The organism is Velazquezella soli (assembly GCF_977018685.1).
Genome location: NZ_CDRNXF010000004.1, coordinates 2,105,510 through 2,122,648, shown reverse-complemented (window position 1 = coordinate 2,122,648; position 17,139 = coordinate 2,105,510). Strand labels below are relative to the sequence as shown.

Sequence of the window (17,139 nt, the reverse complement as noted above, 5' to 3'; positions counted from 1 at the left end):
ATTGTCAGGTACCAAGCTCCGCGTGATCCTGCTGGAAAGCGGAACGGGTGAGAGAAGCAATTTCGCCGACAGCCTGAACCAGATCGAGAATGTCGGTCGCCCCCGAGCCGAGCAATGGGCGGTACGCAACCGGATACTCGGGGGCAGTTCCCACACCTGGGGTGGGCGCTGCGGCGATTTCGACGACATTGACTTCGAAATGCGTGATTGGGTGCCGCATTCCGGTTGGCCATTCGATCGAGCCCATATGGAACCCTATCTCGATCGAAGCGCACGCTATCTGGGCCTGGCCCAAGGCAGCGGTTACAGCGACGAACGTTTCTGGCAGTTTGCCGGACGGCACCCACCCGATAACGACCTCGACAAGGAGGTGCTGATCCCCTTCTTCTGGCAGTTCAGCCGCGATCCCGAGGAAAGCTATCCCTACGAATATAGAAGATTTGGTCGGAACCTCGACAGGAAGTTAGGGTCGAACATCACCCTCGTGACAGGCGCGACCGTTTTGAAAGTCCATATCGAGGACACATCAAACTCGGTGAAATCCGTTGAATTCGCAACCCAGGACGGGCACAGCAAGCTGATCGCAGCGCCGGTTGTGATCCTGTGCTGCGGCGGAGTGGAAAACGCCCGCATACTGCTGAATTCCGACAGCCAAAACCCTCGGGGCCTCGGTAACGACTACGACCAGGTCGGCCGATATCTGATGGATCACCTACGCGGTCCAATCGGTTCTTTCGATGTCTCCACCACTGCGGCATTGCAGAAACGCTACGGCCGCTACAATGTCGACGGCAGGTTCTTCAGGGCCGGATTCCGTCTCAGCCCCACTGTTCAAAGACGAGAGCGCTTGCTGAACTGCGCAAGCTGGCTTGGCGAAATCCGAGCTCCAGACGATCCCTGGGATGCCTTGCGGAGGATCGTCGGCGGTGCTGGTCGACTTCCGAGCGACGTGTTCAGCGTGGTCTCGAACAGCAATCTTCTCGTTCGCGGGATCAAGGATCACTTTGCCGAAAAGAATGGGGTCCCACGGAAACTGTCTGCTCTGACACTGGAATGCATGATTGAACAGGTGCCCAACCCGGACAGCCGCGTCACGCTGTCGGAGAAGAGAGACCATCTTGGAATGCGCTTGCCCAAGGTCGACTGGAGAAGCAGTGTCAACGAGGCACGGAGCATGCATGCGATGGCGCACCTGACCGCAGGTGAGTTTGCGCGACTTGGACTTCCGATCCCCCAACTGGAACAGTGGGTGCTTGACAAGGCAGACTTGCCGGACAGTTTCGTCGATGTCGCTCACCCGACCGGAACCACGAGGATGTCGGCAGAGCCATCGTCTGGTGTCGTTGACGAAAACTGCCAAGTCCATGGCGTCCCGGGCCTCTATGTGTCTGGAAGTTCCGTGTTTCCGACCGCCGGACACTGCAACCCGACGCAGATGATCGTGGCCATGGCGGTACGCTTGTCGGATCATCTCGTTTCCAACGCGAGCGCCGGTTCCGACGAGCTGAGCGCAAGGGTGTTGGTCGATGCCGTCTGAAATGGGGATGAAGACGATACTTGTAACCGGTGCCACCGGGCGAATAGGCAAGGTCGTTGTCGACGACCTGCTCGAGCGAGGATATTCGATCAGGGCGGTGACTTCGAACCCCCGGACACTAGCCGAAATCCACGGCAGCGAACGGGTCCAGTGGCGACATTTCGACCTTTTGCGGGACACCGATTTCGACAGTCTCGTCGCCGGGTGCGTTGGCGTGATCCATCTGGCCGCCGTACTTGGCGACATGACTAAAATGAAAGCGGTCAATGTCGATGCCACGCGCATGCTTGCTGAAGCGAGCGAGAGACACAACGTTTCTGCCTTTTGCTATACCAGCTCCGTCTCGGTCTACGGGAGCGGGCGTCGACGGCATGTGGATGAAAAATCTCCGACCCTGACTGTTCAGCGCGACGACGGCTCCGAATATTTGGCGCTCGACTATGTCCGAATGTATGGACGGACGAAGCTTGAGGGAGAGATGGTCCTGAAAGATACCGCCAGGGCCGTTCGATATGTCATATTGCGACCGACAGTCGTTGTGAGCGTTGACGATCTGATTTCCATAAGGGCCTGGCCGCTCTCAAAGCGCCTTTTCGGCGCTCACCGACATGCCCATCATCTCTACGTCAAGGACCTTTCGGATGCACTCGTGTGGTTTCTGGAGCGAGGTCTCTCAGGCAAGCTAAAGCAGGGCTTGGTAGACACATTCAATATCGCGGAGGACGATTATGCACGACCTCGACATATTGATTTCATGCGCCGCGCATATGCTGCCAGTCATGATCGGCGGTTCCGCAGCATAGCGTTGCCCGGCGTGTTCGACTGGGCGCGCGATATCATGCGCCTGCGCCGCTTGTCTTTGCGCAACCCGCTCTGGCGGATGCGTTTCTCGACGGCCAAACTCGCCGCAACCGGCTACAGGTTCAGGTTCGGAATGGCATATGTAGAGCAGCAGGCAATTGATCAGTTGTCGGTAGAAAGCAGGGCCAGCAATACGCCGTCCGCATCACTTAAGAACCCGACTGCCGCGTAAGTACGATCGGCCCTTGCAAGGCTGTGTTAATCCTGCACGTGGTTGGAGCCCGTATCAAGCTTTCTGGCTTCATTCGCACGACGTGCGCATCGTATCCGGATACCATGCAGCACACCGTAGACGGAGACATAGCCGGCTTCCAGCGCGATGGCATACATTGCAGCCCATACAAACGATCCGACTAGCCCGTATCCCGCAACGACGCTCGCACAAACCGACCCCGCAATGAGAACGAACAGAACGACGCTGAATACGGCGACATGCAAACGTACCGCACAAACCGCACCGATGATCACTGCAAGGATCAGGGCGATGTACATATTTTAGTCAACCCTCGATTGCCGCAATAGAAAAGACGCGGAATCGAATATCACGGAAGGCGATCGGTACGCAAGGCAAAAGAAAACAGTGAATATACTTACTTAGTATACCCCTCTACAGTGCCGTTGTTTAAACCACTATTGGATGGCCTTCTCGGCCAGTTGGCTTGATAGGGGCGCATCTGCCCGCTCGACACGCAATATGTCGCCGGGAGCGATGGCGTCGTTGTCAGTAACCTTGAGGTTGCGCAGGACACCGCCAACATGCCTGTCTATCGAGATTGCGAATGTCGGGGAGCCATCGTTGTCGATGGCGGCAAGCGCGGCAGGCGAACGGTTTGCTATGTTTCTGAGGACCGCTCGCGTCGTCTGTGCCTTCTCGGTATTCAGTGCCAGCCGACCGCGGAGTTCCGACGCCTCCGTCAAGGCGTCGACGCGATACTTGTCCCGGACCTCGGAGGCGTCATGATCGAACTTCGCGAGATCCTGCTTGGTTTTCACGAGCGCGAGCGAAGTATCGAGGCTCCGGGCCTCGAGGTCTGCAAGGTTCTGGCTGGCGCCGATCTGCCTTGCCGACACCGTCAGCCCCTGCGAGACCAGCTTGTTGACGGAGTTCAGATCTTTCGTTGCCATATCGATCTGCTTCTCAAGCGAGATACTCTTCGCGGTCAGAACCTTGATCTGGTTAGCAGCCAGGATTTTCGACTGGCTGAGCGACTCGAGTTCGCTATCCATCGAACGGCGGCGGGTCTCGAACAAGGAGTTCTCTTCCTCCATCATTTTCGCAACCAGGGGATTTTCCGAGCGAGCGAGGAGATCAGTCGGGAAGGTAATCGTCTCGCTATCGCTCAGGATGGCATCGACCCTAGCCTTCCTTGCCGCAAGAGCCATCCTTTCGGCGTCCAGGCTGCGCAGATCGCCCTGGCTCAGCAATGCGTCCCGCTGGATACCCAGCGTATTGGGATCGGAAGGCCCCAGCCCCCCGGCCATGCTCAGCGCCTGGAGCACCGTCAACCCCGGGCTATAGCTATATTTCCCGGGGGTGGCGACGAGTCCGCTGATGAAGAAAGGTCGATAAGCCGCAACTTCGAGCGAGGCATTCGGCTTTTTCTGAAGGCCGACCTGCTTCTGCAGCCGCTCCCCGATTGCATCCGCGACCGCTTCAACGGTCCGACCAGCCGCTGGGATCGTTCCGACGATCGGAAGCGAGAGGTTTCCGCCAGCGGAGACCACGAATTCGCCCGACAGAGGCGTCCATTCGTAGGTCGTCCCCGTGCTCGGACGCCACTCGAAAACTCGAACCTTCAGCGTATCGAGAGGGCCGAGGACATACTCGTCCGCACGGGAACTGGTTACGAACCCGGCCACGATCATACTCGCGATGGCGATGACTGCCCCGACCTTCGCCGAGACATGCCTCGGTGCAACAATATGAGCGGAGGCGATTTTGCGGTTTCGGGAGGCTTTCGATATCCAGAATTTCATTGTCAGTTCAGCTCCAGCTCATTGACTTGCATTTCCGTCGAGCGGACCAATCGGGGACCGGAGTGTTCGCGATCTGGCCACTTTTTCGGAACCGTAAACGCCGTTTTCGCTCTCAGGCCCCTTCGAGAGTACGAACCAGCACCGGCGCCGGTCGGGGGCGCTCGGCAGGGCCTGAAATGCTTCTGGCAAGCGAACAAGCGGCAAAATCCGAGAACTTGTCGATGAACGCCTGGGTCTTGAATTCCCCTGCCCGCGCGACAGCATGAGCCGGATCGAAATCCATCGCCTCAAAACGCTCGATTGCATTGGTGACGGCATCGATCGACTGCTCGTCGAAGAACGTGCCAGTTCGGCCTTCGATCACTGTCTCGGTCGCACCTCCCTGCCCGAAGGCAATGACGGGTCGGCCGCTTGCCATCGCCTCGAGGGGAACGATCCCAAAATCCTCCTCCCCGGGGAATAGGAGGGCCCTGCAGCGGGCGTAATGGTATTTGAGGACATCGAAGGGCTGAGGGCCGAGAATTTTGACGGTAGGACCAGCGATTTTGCGCAGGTGTCCAAGCATCTCCCCTCCGCCGATAACGACGAGTTCGGCCTGCATCCGATTGCAGGCTTCGACTGCCAGATCGGGTCGTTTGTAGGCGACGAGTTCGCCGACCATCAAGTACTTGCTGCCAACCTCATCGGCTCCCACCGGCTGGAAGGCATCTGTGTCAACCGGCGGATGGATGATCTGGGCGTCCCTGCGGTAATAACGCTCGATCCGTTGCGCAACGGTGGCGGAATTCGCAACAAAACTATCAACCCGGCTGGATGTACCGACGTCCCATGCTCTCAGATAATGCGCAAAGGGCGGCATCAGCATTCGGGATAAGTATCCAGATCCGGAATAGTACTGGTTATACATGTTCCAGATGTATCGCATAGGCGAGTGGCAATAGCAGATGTGATGGGCCGATGAATTCGGAACAATCCCCTTGGATGGCCCGGATTCGCTGCTGATGACCAAGTCGTACTTGCTCAGATCCAGCTGCTCCAAAGCCATTGGCATGAGCGGGAGGTACTTTTTGTACAATCTCTTCGCATAGGGAAGATCATTGATAAAAGTCGTTTTAATTGTGCGAGCATTGAGAGCGACGGAGACAGCAGAGCTATCATACACGTGCGTGTAGATGTCCGCCTCGGGATAGATCTTGCAAAGGGCCTCAAGGACCTTTTCTCCCCCACGCATCCCAACAAGCCAATAGTGAATGATCGCAACGCGCATACTATGAAACCTTCCATTCTATTGAGCACTTCAAATACGATTACGAATCTCACTAGCAGTGATATATTTTATAATACTTATAGATACATATTATTACGCGAAATAGAATACAGATTTGCTATTTACATTTTTTATATTGGCTCATAACAAAAGTGTTGTCAAACAGTATACTAATTGTTAACTTTAATATGTATTCCGCAGTTGGGTTAGGTCACTATTAGTAGAGTCGATAAGGAGATACATATGGATGACGCCCAGATCGGCGCGGGGATGAGCCGGGGTCTTTCTTCTCCCTCGCGCCTCGGCAACATGGCTGCAACTTCGGAAGACGAAGCAACGCATCCAATGTCCTCGGGTTTGAAATACGCCCTCGACGTCCTGATCGCATCGATCGCCTTGATAGGCTTTGCCCCGCTTCTCGTGATGGTGGCGATCATCCTCCTCGTTCTGCAGGGGCGACCGATTTTCATCGCGCATCGACGAATTGGCCAAAACGGAGTCATGTTTCCGTGCCTGAAGTTTCGTTCCATGGTGAACAACGGCGATGAGGTTCTGGCGCGCCATCTGGCCGAAAACGCTCAGGCCCGGCTCGCTCGGATCGGTTGCGATCATAGCGATCTATGCTTTCGTTTCCGGTAAAGCGAGAATTACGCTGCTCATTCTGCTCGCGGTAGCGGCCTGCGCCTTGGGTCGGCCCGAGTATTCAGCTTTCATGGCTGGCGCTCTCCTGCGTGAGTGTCACGCAGCCGGACGGCTCACCGGATCGGGCTCTCTTGCAATCTTCCTATTCGCTATTGTCGTCGGAAGCTGGACAAAGGGGTTCGGAGATCGGATTGGGCTCAGCTTGCCCATGACATTCGCTTTGGGCGAGCCGCACAAATTCTGGCATACGCTCGCAGCTGTCGGGATGGTTTATTGCGCCATCGCCAGCGTCCCGATAAGCCGCTTTCTTTCAATCCGCCCGCTTATGTTTCTCGGGAGGATCTCGTTTGGCCTCTACCTGGTTCACGTTCCTCTCCTATACAGCCTCGGGGCGATTGGTTATCTCCAGTTCGGTCACGAAGGCCCCCTGGAATTGATGACGCTTGCAGTCTTGGCAATCTCAGTCTCGATCATTGCAGGTTACCTATTCACTGTAATCGTCGATGAACCCACAATTTCCGGACTGGCTAAACTCGATCGCCTCCTGCACGGGCTTGGTCCCGATGGACGCCACACACGAGGTCGAACCGGCAATCTGAAAACTCCCGGTTAAGCTTCCTTGACGTGAATATGACTGCCGCGGATGGTTGGCAGCGGCACGGAAAGTAGAGCGTCTGTCTCCTAAGGATGAACCAAATCAATTATTTAACAGACATCCTTCCCGGATTGACGGGGGTGGCGTCGTCGACTAAGTTCAGGAAAATGGTAAGGCGACCGACCTTTAATCAGTAGGTCGAGGGTTCGAACACCCTGCACTCTCACCATTTATCCAGATATTTTGGTGAAACTTGACGCTGGCGAAGATGGACGTTTGATGTTCCCCGGTCTTCCACCCGCATCCAATAATGTGAAATTCCTGCGATGATGAACAACCCCTGGGCAAAACCTGTCGTAGTCCTGATTGGCGAGCCGCCGGTCGAAACGACAGTCGAAACGACCCAAGCTGCGGCCTGGGCGATGATCGAGGACTGGCCTGTCGAAGACGGTCCGCTGATCGACCGTGCGCTGATCGTGTGCGCCGAAGTGGATGGTGGAAAACGCAAGCCGGAAGACGCCCGTGCGGCCTTCGTCGCTGCTGCCGAGGAAGCGGGCATCCTCGTCAGCGCCTGAGACCAATAGCTGCCTATTGGTCGCTTTCCGCTTACTCGTCACGGAACGTGTGGTTGATCTGATCCATCATCGGCTTGGTCAGATAGGAGATGACCGACCGGTCGGCGACCTTGATAAACACCTCCGCAGGCATTCCTGGATAGAGCGACAGGCCCTGTAACCGCGCGATATCGCCTGCATCAGGCGCAATCCGCACGATATAGGAGGCAGCGCCGCTACGCTGATCGACAACTGAATCGGGCGAGATCGACGAAATCTTGCCCTGGACTTCAGGCGTGGTCTTCTGGTCGAAAGCGCTGAAGCGGATGTCGACGCTTTGTCCCACGCTCAATTGGTCGATGCTGCGCAAAGCGACCTTCGCCTCGACCGTCAGGCTGCGCGTCTCCGGCGACAGAAGCATCAGCGCCTCGCCCGGATTGGCAACGCCGCCCACCGTGTGCAGCGCCAGCTGATAAATGTAACCGTCAAGCGGTGCGCGAACGTCGAGACGGTCGAGCTGGTCCTGTATGGCGATACGGCGTTCTTCTGATTCGGCGATCTTTGCCTCGACATCGGTCAGGTCACGCGCGTTTTCCGTCTGTCTGTCTTCGTCGAGCTGCAGGATCTGCAGGTTGATCTCGTTGATGCGGCCATGCGCCTGCGCCCGCGTCGCGATCATCCGTCCGCGATTGCCGTCAAGCTCGGCGCGCTGGCGCTTCAGCGTGTTGACACGCTGCATCGTCACGAGCTGCTTTTCGTAGAGCGAGCTGATTGCCGTGTGTTCCTCATCGATCAGCACGATCGAATCGTCGATCGACTTGATCTGCAGCGTGGCACCCTCAATTTCTTCGGCCAGTTGGCTCTTCCGCTCGGCGAGCTGCTTCTTCATACCCTCGAGCGAGGCGCGACGGCTGAGGAAGAACTGCTGTTCGCCTTCGATCAGGATGCGGTTCGTCTGGGAATTGATACCCGCGGCCTCGGCTTCCTTGACCGTGAAGTTCTCCTCACCTCGGCGTTCCGCCTGCAACCGCGCGCGCCGCGCGTAAAGCTGTGCCAGCGTGCTGTTGGTAATGCCGAGATTGGACTTGAGCGACGTACCATCCAGCCGCAGCAGGACGTCCCCCGCTTTGACATGCGCGCCTTCCTTCACGAGCAGCTCGGAGACAATACCGCCGGTCAGGTGCTGCACCTTCTTGGCATTGTCCTCGATCACGACACTGCCTTCGGCCACCACCGCATTCGACAATGTCGTGCTGAGTGCCCAGCCGCCGATGCCGCCGACAAGCAACACGCTTAACGTCGATACGAGCAGGATATGGCGCTTCAGCGAACGCTCGGCTGTTGTCATCTTGAGACCTATTGCCTTATCTGTTCCGGGCTTTCCCCGACGACCTTGAGCGGCGAACTTCTCTCGTTCGGCTGGTTCTCGCGCCGAAGCACCTTCGAGAGCACCTCGTCCTTCGGTCCGAAGGCCGCAAGACCACCGTCCTTCATCATCAGCACGAAATCCACGGCCGCGAGTGCACTCGGGCGGTGCGCGACCACAATCACGATGCCCCCGCGTTTGCGGATGCCGATGATCGCGTCCGTCAGCGCGACCTCGCCTTCCGAATCGAGATTGGAATTGGGCTCGTCCAGAACAACCAGAAACGGCTTGCCGAACAACGCACGCGCAAGCCCGATGCGTTGGCGCTGACCGGCCGAAAGCATGGAACCACTCAAGCCAATATCGGTATCATAGCCGTTCGGCAGGCGCAGGATGAGGTCGTGGACGCCCGCAGCCTTTGCCGCCTCAATGACATCGGCCGCATCAGGGTTTTCACGAAACCGCGCAATGTTGTCCGAAACGCTGCCCGCAAAAAGTTCGATCTCCTGCGGAAGATATCCGAGATGGCGACCACGGTCCTCGTCGCTCCACTGGTCGAGCGCTGCGCCATCCAGCCTGACACTGCCGCGATAGATCGGCCAGACGGCCGTCAGAGCCCGCACGAGCGATGATTTGCCGGATGCACTCGGTCCGATCACGCCGAGAGCGCTGCCGGCCTGAAGCGTAAACGATACATTGGAAATCACCAGTTTCTGCAGCCCAGCCGGGCCGCTCGAAAGGCTCTCCACCGCCAGACTTTGCTTCGGTGCGGGCAGCGACAGAGGCATATCGGCCTCCGGCAGCGCGTTCAGCATATGCCGCAACCGTTTCCAGGCCTGCTGGGCCGAAACGAAGCCGCGCCAGTTTGCAATCGCCTGCTCGACCGGGGCAAGCGCGCGGGAGGTAAGGATGGACGACGCGATGATGATGCCGCCGGATGCCTGGTTTTCGATGACGAGCACCGCGCCGACGGCAAGGACTGCCGATTGCAGCGCTATGCGAAAAATCTTGGTAACGGACAGGTATCCGTTCGAGGTATCGGAATTGGTCTGATAGCTGCTGCGATAGTTGGCGTTTGTCGCAGTCCATTGCCGTGAGAAGTCGTTTGCCATGCCCATGGCCTCAATGACTTCGGCATTGCGTTGTGCCGCCGAAAGAAAGGCGCTGCGCTGGCCGGTCAGTTCGTGCACTTTCTTGGCGGAAACCTGCGTGCTGCGGTTGGTGAGGTAGGTGAGCACCATCAGGATGAGCGCCCCACCGACTGCCATATAGCCGATGACCGGATGAAACAGAAAACAGATGGCGACATAGAACGGCAGCCACGGCAGGTCGAAAAAGGCCGGCGGCCCCGCGCTCGAGACAAACGAACGGACCTGGTCGAAATCCTTCATGATCGAAAGACCGTCGATCGACGCCTTCGTCTTGACCGGCGCCTTGAGCATCATCTTGAAAACCCGCGACCCCATCGTATCATCGATGATGCCGGCAATCCTTGTCAGCATGCGGCTGCGGGTAAGCTCGAATGCGCCTTGAAATAGATACAGCATCAATGCCAGCAAGCTGAGCGCGATCAGCGACGGGATGCTGCGGCTTGGGATGACGCGATCATAGACCTGCAGCATGAAGAATGAGCTGGTGAGATAGAGCACGTTGACCAGTCCGCTCGCGACCGCGACCGCAACGAGACCGGTTCTGCTCCGCGCAATGGCTTCGCTCATCGGATCTTTGGAGGCTTGCCGTGGGGATCCCGAAGCGGTTTCGGCCATAATGCGCAATCCTGATGCAGGGATCACACCTATTACCCGTAACGGGTTTAAAGTTCAATAAAGCCGCGCGGCAGACAGATCGCTCCGGCACAAGTGCCCCGCTCTCGTCCAAGGACGTGCCGGGCCAAACCATTTGTCAATCAACAATCCGCAAAGTTCTCAAATCGGCGGCTATCACGAATTGGTTTACGGAACCTTACTTCAGGACCGCCGTTCTGAGGGCAAAGGAGTCTCAGCATGAGAATAGTCTTCGTCGCTCTTATCGGTTCGGTCCTCAGTATTCTGGTGTTCAAGTATTCTGATCACTCGCTTGGCGATACGGAAATACTCGCGTCTCCGACACAGCTGTCGGCTGCCAACTAGGATCATCCCAAGGAGGACAAGGACCGGCTTACTTCATCGCGATCTCAAGCGATCGCATCACGAGAGGAAGTGCAAGCATGACCATGCGTAATATTTTGCTGGTGTGTTGTTCAGCTGCTGTTGGTGCCGTCTTTGTAATTCTTGTTGGCATTCCAAGCACGCCTGTTGCGCACGAGAAATCCGCTCGCTTGAGTGGCGCCGCGACTGAAACGGCTTTTCTTCCCGAGCGCTTCGGGGTCCCCCATCCAACCCGTTAAAATTTTTGATGCGTAAACAAAAAAGGCCGGCGTCAGAAACGCCGGCCTTTTTGCATGCTGAATTGCTTCAGTGGATCGGCTTGCCGCCGTCTTCTTCTTCGAACGTCACTGCGACGTCACCATCTGCAGAGAGACGAACCTTGTCGCCTTCGACATCGGCAACGAGTTCAAGCGAAATGAAATGGTGATGGCCTTTATGGCTCCCCTCACCGCTATCCTTCTTGGTCAGCTTGATACGGTTTCCTTCAACGCGGTCGACCGTTCCGATGTGGACGCCGTCCGCACCGATCACTTCCGCATGTTCCTTGATAAGGGCGACATCGATCATCTGAGTTCTCCTTTGTGTGTTCAGCCATAACGCACAACCGAGAAGTTCGATGCAGTGCCCCCGATACATTACCGACATTTAAGTTGGCCACCGGCTGCTTTCATGCGAATGCCTCGTTCCAGAGTTGCAAAGCCGCGGTTTCGACGCGATCCCTCGCTAGACCGGAACGGCTCGCGCTATTTCCACCGCATCGAGGATAGCCATTGAACGTCCAGTCCACTCCCCCAGCCAGCCGTAAACAGGATGCGCCTGATCTCGCCGCGATCCTTGCGTCTTCGGGCAAGCGGAAAAAGCGTGGACGTTGGTTTGTCTGGCCTCTCCTCATCCTCATCGCCGCCGCAGCCCTGCTGGCTTATTCTTATTTCGGCAGCAGCGGCCCACGATACGATTACACGACGCAGGCCGCAAAGCGCGGAGACCTTGCGGTAGTTGTCACGGCAACCGGTTCCGTCCAGCCGACCGATCAGGTGGACATATCGAGCGAGCTTTCCGGCACGGTCCGAAAAGTCAACGTGACCTATAACAGCGCGGTCAAGGCTGGCGATGTGCTGCTTGAACTGGATACCAGCAAGCAGGAGGCGGACGTGCAAAGCGCGCGCGCGCAACTTGCGTCCGCGAAGGCCAATGTCCTGAAGGCAGAGGCAGAAGCGGCTTCCGCGAAGATTTCATTCGACCGCCTGACGGCACTCGTCGCCAATCGCATTTCCAGCCAGCAGGATCTGGATGCGGCGCGCTATGCCTACGAATCGGCGGTTGCGACGAAGGACATCAATCAGGCCGCGATTCTGTCTGCCGAAGCAAGCCTGAGGCTCGCCGAGGTTAACCTCGGCAAACTGACGATCGTATCTCCGATCGACGGGATCGTGCTGACCCGCGAAGTCGATCCCGGTGCAACGGTCGCCTCGTCGCTCAATGCACCGGTCCTCTTCACAATCGCCGGCGACCTCAAGCGCATGGAACTCCAGGTCTCCGTCGACGAGGCGGATGTCGGCCAGGTCAAGGACGGGCAGCCTGCGCGCTTCTCGGTAGACGCCTATCCGGAGCGGAGCTTTCCGGCCACAATCGAAACCGTCCGGTTCGCCTCCGAAACCGTGTCCAACGTCGTGACCTATAAGGCGATCCTGACCGTCGACAATGCCGATCTGCTGCTGCGGCCGGGCATGACCGCCACGTCAGACATCACGGTCCAGTCGGTCAAGGATGCGCTGCTTGTCCCGAACGCAGCGCTTCGCTACTCGCCGGCCGCCACCGCACGGCAGCACGGCAATGTCCTCTCCCGGCTGTTCTCGCCGCCGCGCCCGCCCCGCAACCGCAATCGTGGCGAACAGGCAGCGAATAACACCCGCGCCGTTTGGGTGCTGCGCAACGGCGAAGCCCAGCGGGTGCCCGTTGAAACCGGACCGACCGATGGCCAGTTCACGGTTCTGAAATCCGGCGAAATCCGCGACGGCGATGAACTGGTGACGGATGCCGTCGCAAGGGCGCAGTGATGGACCTCGCCGTCACGCCTGCCCCCCTCATCGCATTCGACAAGGTCTCGAAGTTCTACGGGCGCGGCGAAGCGACGATCCGGGCGCTGGACCAGATCGACCTTGCCATATCGGCCGGGGAATTCGTGTCGATCATGGGACCCTCCGGTTCGGGCAAGTCGACAGCGATGAACATTATCGGCGGGCTCGATATCCCCTCATCCGGCGAGTTTCTATTTCAAGGCGTTCCGACATCAGATTTCAGCCGCGAGCAGCGGACACTTCTGAGACGCCACATGCTGGGCTTCGTGTTCCAGGGGTTCAATCTTCTGGCTCGCACATCGGCCGTCGAAAACGTCGAGCTCCCGCTCGTCTATCGCGGCATGGCGCACAAGGAGCGGCGTGAGCGCGCAACTGCGGCGCTGGCGCAGGTCGGCCTCGACGGACGCGAAGGCCATACCACCCAGGAACTGTCAGGTGGTCAGCAGCAGCGCGTCGCGATCGCCAGAGCCATTGTCACCGATCCGGCCGTCCTTCTCGCCGACGAGCCGACCGGCAATCTCGACACCAAGACCAGCATGGAGATCATGGATCTGATCACCCGGCTCAACCGCGACAACGGCATTACCGTCATCATGGTCACCCATGAGGAAGACATCGCAGCCTACGGGTCGCGTCTCTTGCGCTTTACCGATGGTCACCTCGTCTCCGACGAACCCAATCTCGAAAGGGCAAGCCATGCTGCTGGAAGCCGCTAAGCTCGCCTGGCGGGCAATCAGCCGCAATCTGCTGCGCTCCTTTCTCACCGTCCTTGGCGTCGTGATCGGCGTCGCAGCCGTGATCGCCATGGTGACGATCGGCAACGGGACCACGGCCAAGGTGCGCGATGAACTCTCCCGTCTCGGCACAAACACGCTGTTCATTCGCCCCGGTCAGTGGGGACCGGGCCGCGCGAGCACGGAAGCCAAGCGCTTCTCCGACAAGGATGTGCTGGCGATCAAGGAACAGATCTCCGGCCTTCGGGGCGTCGCACCGATCAATCGCGGGACAGCCACGGTCATTGCCGGCGGCGCCAACCATTCGTCGAGCGCTGTCGGCACCACCAACGACTATTTCATCGTGCAGGATTGGGATATGGCGCTCGGCCGCAATTTCAATCCGAACGAAGATCGGGGCAGCCATGCCGCCTGCATCATCGGAGAGACCGTCCGCAAGCAATTGTTCGGCGCCGCTAACCCGGTGGGACAGCTGATCCGTGTCAGCAACATCGCCTGCCCCGTCGTCGGCGTGCTCGCGGTCAAAGGTCAGTCCGGCATGGGCGACGACCAGGACGATACCGTCATCATGCCGCTGAAACTGCACCAGCGGCGGATCGGTGGAACGACGACGATCTCCAGCATCGTTATCTCTGCCCAGGACGGCGTCTCGACCGCCAAGGTCCAGTCGGACGTCGAAGGCCTCTTGCGCGAGCGGCGGCGCATCGCGATCGGACGCGATGACGACTTCTCCGTCAACGACATGTCGCAGATCGCGGCGGCGATGACGGGCACGACGGTCCTGCTGACGGGCCTTCTCGGCGCCGTTGCTGCCGTCAGCCTCTTGGTCGGCGGTATCGGCATCATGAATATCATGCTGGTCTCGGTCACCGAGCGCACCCGTGAGATCGGCATCCGGCTGGCGATCGGCGCGCTCGAAAGCCAGGTTCTCCGGCAGTTCCTCGTGGAGGCCGTGATGCTGTCGATCTTCGGCGGCGTGACGGGCATCATAACAGGCCTTGCACTCGCCTACGGCGTCGTCAGCTTTCTTCAGGTGCCGTTCGTTGCCAGCCCGACGATCATCCTGATGGCCTTCGCCTTTTCGGCCGCGATCGGCATGATCTTCGGCTACTTCCCGGCCCGACGGGCAGCCCAGCTCAACCCCATCGAGGCGCTACGCCACGAATAGACAGCGCAATAAAAAAGGGCCTCGCGGCCCTTCTTCTTGAAGTCTAAAAAGTTGACGTCAGGCAGCCGGAGATTGCGCGGTGCGCTGCTGCGCAAGCGCCGCCAGATCGGCAGGCTTCAGTTCGACCGATTCGCCGCAACCGCAGGCCGAAGTCTGGTTCGGGTTCACGAAGGTGAAGCCGGACCGCATCTTGGTCGTCTCGAAATCCATCTGGGTGCCGAGCAGGTAAAGAACGGCCGAAGGCTCGATCCACACCTTGGCGCCGTCCCGCTCGATCAGGTCGTCCTTGGCATTCGGCACAGTCACGAGATCGATCGTGTACTCCATGCCGGCGCAACCGCCCTTCTTGATACCGACGCGCAAGCCGAGCGCATCAGGACCGGAGTTCGAGGTGATCTGGTTGACGCGCTGTGCAGCAGCGTCGGTGATCGTCATGACAGCAAAGCCCATGGCATTCTTTCCTTCCACGACCGGGTTCAAGGCCCGGTGTTTCTAGACCTGGTGTTTCGAGAGTAAGTCTCGTGAGTCCAACTTAGTACCGGTGCCTTAACCGATCAATACCACCCGACAGCAACCTGCGCCTCTTCGGACATCCGCTCCGGCGTCCACGGCGGATCGAAGGTCATCTCGACCTCGACGCCGGACACGCCTTCGACGGCGCCGACGGCATTTTCCACCCAGCCTGGCATTTCTCCGGCAACCGGGCAACCGGGCGCTGTCAGCGTCATCATGATCTTCACCATCCGGTCGTCTTCAATATCGACCTTGTAGATCAATCCGAGTTCGAAGATATCGGCCGGAATTTCCGGATCATAGACGGTTTTCAAAGCCGCGACGATGTCGTCGGAAAGCCGCGCTACCTCGTCTTCGGGAATGGCGGACTGGATGATCCCCTCGCGGGCATCCCATTTCGGTATCTGGTCGTCCATAGCCTTCAAAAGTCCTTCAGGAAAAGAAATCGCGGGCGTAGTCGAGTGCATCTGCCAACGCATCCACTTCGGCCCGGGTATTGTACATGCCGAAGGATGCACGGCATGTGGAGGTAACGCCGAAGCGTTTCAAGAGCGGCATGGCGCAATGGGTTCCGGCTCTCACCGCCACACCGCGCCGGTCGATGACCATCGAGATGTCATGCGCATGAATGCCGGCAAGCTCGAACGAGAAGATGGCCCCCTTGCCGGGCGCGTTGCCGATGATCCTCAGCGAATTGATCGCACTCAGACGCTGGGTGGCATAGGCGGTCAGATCCGACTCGTGCTTTGCAATCGCATCACGGCCCACCCTGTCCATATAGTCGAGCGCATGACCGAGACCGATCGCCTGAACGATCGGCGGAGTGCCGGCCTCAAACCGGTGCGGCGGCTCGTTGTAGGTGACGAAATCTTCGGCCACGTCGATGATCATCTCGCCACCGCCCATGAACGGCCGCATCTCTTTCAGACGGTCCGCCTTGCCGTAGAGAACGCCGATACCCGAGGGACCGTAGAGCTTGTGGCCGGTCATCACGAACCAGTCGCAGTCGATATCGCGAACATCGATCGGCATATGGACGGCGCTCTGGCTGCCGTCGACGAGAACGGGAATGCCGCGCTCGTGCGCGATACGGCAGACTTCCTTCACAGGAACCACCGTACCAAGCGCATTCGACATATGGGTGATGGCGACCAGCTTGGTCTTGTCCGTCAGCGCCTTTTCGAAGTCGTCGAGATGAAAGGCACCGTCGTCATCGACCGGGATCCAGACGATCTTCGCACCCTGGCGTTCGCGAATGAAGTGCCACGGCACGATGTTGGAATGGTGCTCCATGATGGTGATGACGATCTCGTCGCCTTCACCGATATGCGGCATTCCATAACCGTAGGCGACGGTGTTGATTGCCGCCGTGGAATTGCTGGTGAAAATGATTTCGTCGACGGAACCGGCGTTGAGGAAACGGCGCACCTTTTCGCGCGCCGCCTCGTAGGCATCCGTTGCAGCATTGGAGAGGTAGTGAAGGCCGCGATGCACATTCGCATACTCGTTCGAGTAGGAATGCGCGATCGCGTCGATCACGGCCTGCGGCTTCTGGGCAGACGCCCCGTTGTCCAGATACACCAGCGGCTTGTTGCCATGCACCATGGTCGAAAGGATCGGGAAATCCGTTCGGATCGCTTCGACGTCGTAAGCTGTCGCAGGTGTGATCTGGTCCATGTCATGCCTCATTTGCGGACGCG

Annotated in this window: 19 protein-coding genes; 10 read left to right on the top strand and 9 right to left on the bottom strand. The window is 58.4% G+C overall.

Going from position 1 to position 17,139, the window contains the following annotated elements; genetic code table 11:
• Position 1 precedes the first annotated feature (1 nt).
• Together AC0JZ8_RS13740 and AC0JZ8_RS13735 are read left to right on the top strand one after the other, a co-directional pair.
• Positions 2-1,537 carry a GMC oxidoreductase gene (locus AC0JZ8_RS13740; RefSeq protein ID WP_471892730.1) on the top strand — a complete coding sequence of 512 codons (1,536 nt, stop codon included), beginning with the start codon at positions 2-4 and terminating at the stop codon, positions 1,535-1,537.
• Between the two features lie 7 nt (positions 1,538-1,544).
• Positions 1,545-2,570, top strand: a complete 1,026-nt coding sequence (locus AC0JZ8_RS13735; RefSeq protein WP_430251608.1) for an NAD-dependent epimerase/dehydratase family protein — start codon at positions 1,545-1,547, stop codon at positions 2,568-2,570.
• A gap of 26 nt (positions 2,571-2,596) precedes the next feature.
• On the opposite strand, the gene AC0JZ8_RS13730 is transcribed toward AC0JZ8_RS13735, so the two are convergent.
• From AC0JZ8_RS13730 to AC0JZ8_RS13720, 3 genes are all read right to left on the bottom strand, one after another.
• Positions 2,597-2,890: a hypothetical protein gene (locus AC0JZ8_RS13730; protein ID WP_430251606.1), complete on the bottom strand. Its 294-nt coding sequence runs from the start codon at positions 2,888-2,890 to the stop codon at positions 2,597-2,599.
• 138 nt (positions 2,891-3,028) lie between these two features.
• A complete protein-coding gene (locus AC0JZ8_RS13725; protein WP_471892729.1) occupies positions 3,029-4,375 on the bottom strand; it encodes a polysaccharide biosynthesis/export family protein in 1,347 nt (448 codons plus the stop codon).
• Positions 4,376-4,487: 112 nt separating this feature from the next.
• Positions 4,488-5,642, bottom strand: a complete 1,155-nt coding sequence (locus AC0JZ8_RS13720; protein ID WP_471892728.1) for a glycosyltransferase — start codon at positions 5,640-5,642, stop codon at positions 4,488-4,490.
• 243 nt (positions 5,643-5,885) lie between these two features.
• Here AC0JZ8_RS13720 and AC0JZ8_RS13715 point away from each other — a divergent pair, with 243 nt between their 5' ends.
• From AC0JZ8_RS13715 to AC0JZ8_RS13705, 3 genes are all read left to right on the top strand, one after another.
• The gene (locus tag AC0JZ8_RS13715; RefSeq protein ID WP_471892727.1) at positions 5,886-6,281 is read left to right on the top strand and encodes a sugar transferase; all 396 of its coding nucleotides are present in this window, start codon (positions 5,886-5,888) and stop codon (positions 6,279-6,281) included.
• Positions 6,187-6,897 (top strand): acyltransferase family protein, encoded by a 711-nt coding sequence (locus AC0JZ8_RS13710; RefSeq protein WP_471892726.1) that lies wholly within the window; start codon positions 6,187-6,189, stop codon positions 6,895-6,897. The genes AC0JZ8_RS13715 and AC0JZ8_RS13710 overlap by 95 nt, the downstream gene beginning before the upstream one ends.
• 311 nt (positions 6,898-7,208) lie before the next feature.
• Entirely contained in the window at positions 7,209-7,454 is a 246-nt protein-coding gene (locus AC0JZ8_RS13705; protein ID WP_471893374.1) for a DUF982 domain-containing protein, read from the top strand.
• A 31-nt stretch (positions 7,455-7,485) separates the two neighbouring features.
• Here the strand turns inward: AC0JZ8_RS13705 and AC0JZ8_RS13700 are convergent, their stop codons facing one another.
• Both AC0JZ8_RS13700 and AC0JZ8_RS13695 read right to left on the bottom strand, forming a co-directional pair.
• Positions 7,486-8,781 carry an HlyD family type I secretion periplasmic adaptor subunit gene (locus AC0JZ8_RS13700; protein ID WP_062580782.1) on the bottom strand — a complete coding sequence of 432 codons (1,296 nt, stop codon included), beginning with the start codon at positions 8,779-8,781 and terminating at the stop codon, positions 7,486-7,488.
• An 8-nt stretch (positions 8,782-8,789) separates the two neighbouring features.
• The gene (locus tag AC0JZ8_RS13695; protein WP_244508774.1) at positions 8,790-10,517 is read right to left on the bottom strand and encodes a type I secretion system permease/ATPase; all 1,728 of its coding nucleotides are present in this window, start codon (positions 10,515-10,517) and stop codon (positions 8,790-8,792) included.
• 285 nt (positions 10,518-10,802) lie between these two features.
• Between AC0JZ8_RS13695 and AC0JZ8_RS13690 the strand changes: the two genes are divergently transcribed.
• The gene (locus tag AC0JZ8_RS13690) at positions 10,803-10,928 is read left to right on the top strand and encodes a hypothetical protein (RefSeq protein ID WP_256413796.1); all 126 of its coding nucleotides are present in this window, start codon (positions 10,803-10,805) and stop codon (positions 10,926-10,928) included.
• A 77-nt stretch (positions 10,929-11,005) separates the two neighbouring features.
• Positions 11,006-11,185 carry a hypothetical protein gene (locus tag AC0JZ8_RS13685; protein ID WP_174196627.1) on the top strand — a complete coding sequence of 60 codons (180 nt, stop codon included), beginning with the start codon at positions 11,006-11,008 and terminating at the stop codon, positions 11,183-11,185.
• 67 nt (positions 11,186-11,252) lie between these two features.
• Here the strand turns inward: AC0JZ8_RS13685 and AC0JZ8_RS13680 are convergent, their stop codons facing one another.
• Entirely contained in the window at positions 11,253-11,513 is a 261-nt protein-coding gene (locus AC0JZ8_RS13680; RefSeq protein WP_062456750.1) for a DUF2171 domain-containing protein, read from the bottom strand.
• Between the two features lie 203 nt (positions 11,514-11,716).
• Here AC0JZ8_RS13680 and AC0JZ8_RS13675 point away from each other — a divergent pair, with 203 nt between their 5' ends.
• Genes AC0JZ8_RS13675 through AC0JZ8_RS13665 form a run of 3 tightly spaced genes read left to right on the top strand, consistent with a single transcriptional unit; the run spans position 11,717 to position 14,926 of the window.
• A complete protein-coding gene (locus AC0JZ8_RS13675) occupies positions 11,717-13,003 on the top strand; it encodes an efflux RND transporter periplasmic adaptor subunit (protein ID WP_471892725.1) in 1,287 nt (428 codons plus the stop codon).
• Entirely contained in the window at positions 13,003-13,740 is a 738-nt protein-coding gene (locus AC0JZ8_RS13670; RefSeq protein ID WP_471892724.1) for an ABC transporter ATP-binding protein, read from the top strand. The genes AC0JZ8_RS13675 and AC0JZ8_RS13670 overlap by 1 nt, the downstream gene beginning before the upstream one ends.
• Positions 13,721-14,926: an ABC transporter permease gene (locus AC0JZ8_RS13665; RefSeq protein ID WP_430251581.1), complete on the top strand. Its 1,206-nt coding sequence runs from the start codon at positions 13,721-13,723 to the stop codon at positions 14,924-14,926. Before AC0JZ8_RS13670 ends, AC0JZ8_RS13665 begins: the two co-directional genes overlap by 20 nt.
• A 57-nt stretch (positions 14,927-14,983) precedes the next feature.
• Here AC0JZ8_RS13665 and sufA read toward each other — a convergent pair whose 3' ends face one another.
• The 3 genes from sufA to AC0JZ8_RS13650 all read right to left on the bottom strand — a co-directional run bounded on the left by sufA (position 14,984) and on the right by AC0JZ8_RS13650 (position 17,116).
• Entirely contained in the window at positions 14,984-15,376 is a 393-nt protein-coding gene (gene sufA, locus AC0JZ8_RS13660) for a Fe-S cluster assembly scaffold SufA (RefSeq protein ID WP_113165610.1), read from the bottom strand.
• Between the two features lie 104 nt (positions 15,377-15,480).
• Complete coding sequence (locus AC0JZ8_RS13655; RefSeq protein WP_062456735.1) at positions 15,481-15,855, bottom strand: SUF system Fe-S cluster assembly protein; 375 nt, start codon at positions 15,853-15,855, stop codon at positions 15,481-15,483.
• A 16-nt stretch (positions 15,856-15,871) separates the two neighbouring features.
• A complete protein-coding gene (locus AC0JZ8_RS13650; protein WP_471892723.1) occupies positions 15,872-17,116 on the bottom strand; it encodes a cysteine desulfurase in 1,245 nt (414 codons plus the stop codon).
• Between the last annotated feature and the right edge of the window lie 23 nt (positions 17,117-17,139).

Coding starts and splice junctions, on each gene's coding strand:
- AC0JZ8_RS13735 (WP_430251608.1), top strand. CDS start 1,545: ATGAAGACGATACTTGTAACCGGTGCCACCGGGCGAATAGGCAAGGTC.
- AC0JZ8_RS13730 (WP_430251606.1), bottom strand. CDS start 2,890: ATGTACATCGCCCTGATCCTTGCAGTGATCATCGGTGCGGTTTGTGCG.
- AC0JZ8_RS13725 (WP_471892729.1), bottom strand. CDS start 4,375: ATGAAATTCTGGATATCGAAAGCCTCCCGAAACCGCAAAATCGCCTCC.
- AC0JZ8_RS13720 (WP_471892728.1), bottom strand. CDS start 5,642: ATGCGCGTTGCGATCATTCACTATTGGCTTGTTGGGATGCGTGGGGGA.
- AC0JZ8_RS13715 (WP_471892727.1), top strand. CDS start 5,886: ATGGATGACGCCCAGATCGGCGCGGGGATGAGCCGGGGTCTTTCTTCT.
- AC0JZ8_RS13710 (WP_471892726.1), top strand. CDS start 6,187: ATGAGGTTCTGGCGCGCCATCTGGCCGAAAACGCTCAGGCCCGGCTCG.
- AC0JZ8_RS13705 (WP_471893374.1), top strand. CDS start 7,209: ATGAACAACCCCTGGGCAAAACCTGTCGTAGTCCTGATTGGCGAGCCG.
- AC0JZ8_RS13700 (WP_062580782.1), bottom strand. CDS start 8,781: ATGACAACAGCCGAGCGTTCGCTGAAGCGCCATATCCTGCTCGTATCG.
- AC0JZ8_RS13695 (WP_244508774.1), bottom strand. CDS start 10,517: ATGAGCGAAGCCATTGCGCGGAGCAGAACCGGTCTCGTTGCGGTCGCG.
- AC0JZ8_RS13690 (WP_256413796.1), top strand. CDS start 10,803: ATGAGAATAGTCTTCGTCGCTCTTATCGGTTCGGTCCTCAGTATTCTG.
- AC0JZ8_RS13685 (WP_174196627.1), top strand. CDS start 11,006: ATGACCATGCGTAATATTTTGCTGGTGTGTTGTTCAGCTGCTGTTGGT.
- AC0JZ8_RS13680 (WP_062456750.1), bottom strand. CDS start 11,513: ATGATCGATGTCGCCCTTATCAAGGAACATGCGGAAGTGATCGGTGCG.
- AC0JZ8_RS13670 (WP_471892724.1), top strand. CDS start 13,003: ATGGACCTCGCCGTCACGCCTGCCCCCCTCATCGCATTCGACAAGGTC.
- AC0JZ8_RS13665 (WP_430251581.1), top strand. CDS start 13,721: ATGCTGCTGGAAGCCGCTAAGCTCGCCTGGCGGGCAATCAGCCGCAAT.
- sufA (WP_113165610.1), bottom strand. CDS start 15,376: ATGGGCTTTGCTGTCATGACGATCACCGACGCTGCTGCACAGCGCGTC.
- AC0JZ8_RS13655 (WP_062456735.1), bottom strand. CDS start 15,855: ATGGACGACCAGATACCGAAATGGGATGCCCGCGAGGGGATCATCCAG.
- AC0JZ8_RS13650 (WP_471892723.1), bottom strand. CDS start 17,116: ATGGACCAGATCACACCTGCGACAGCTTACGACGTCGAAGCGATCCGA.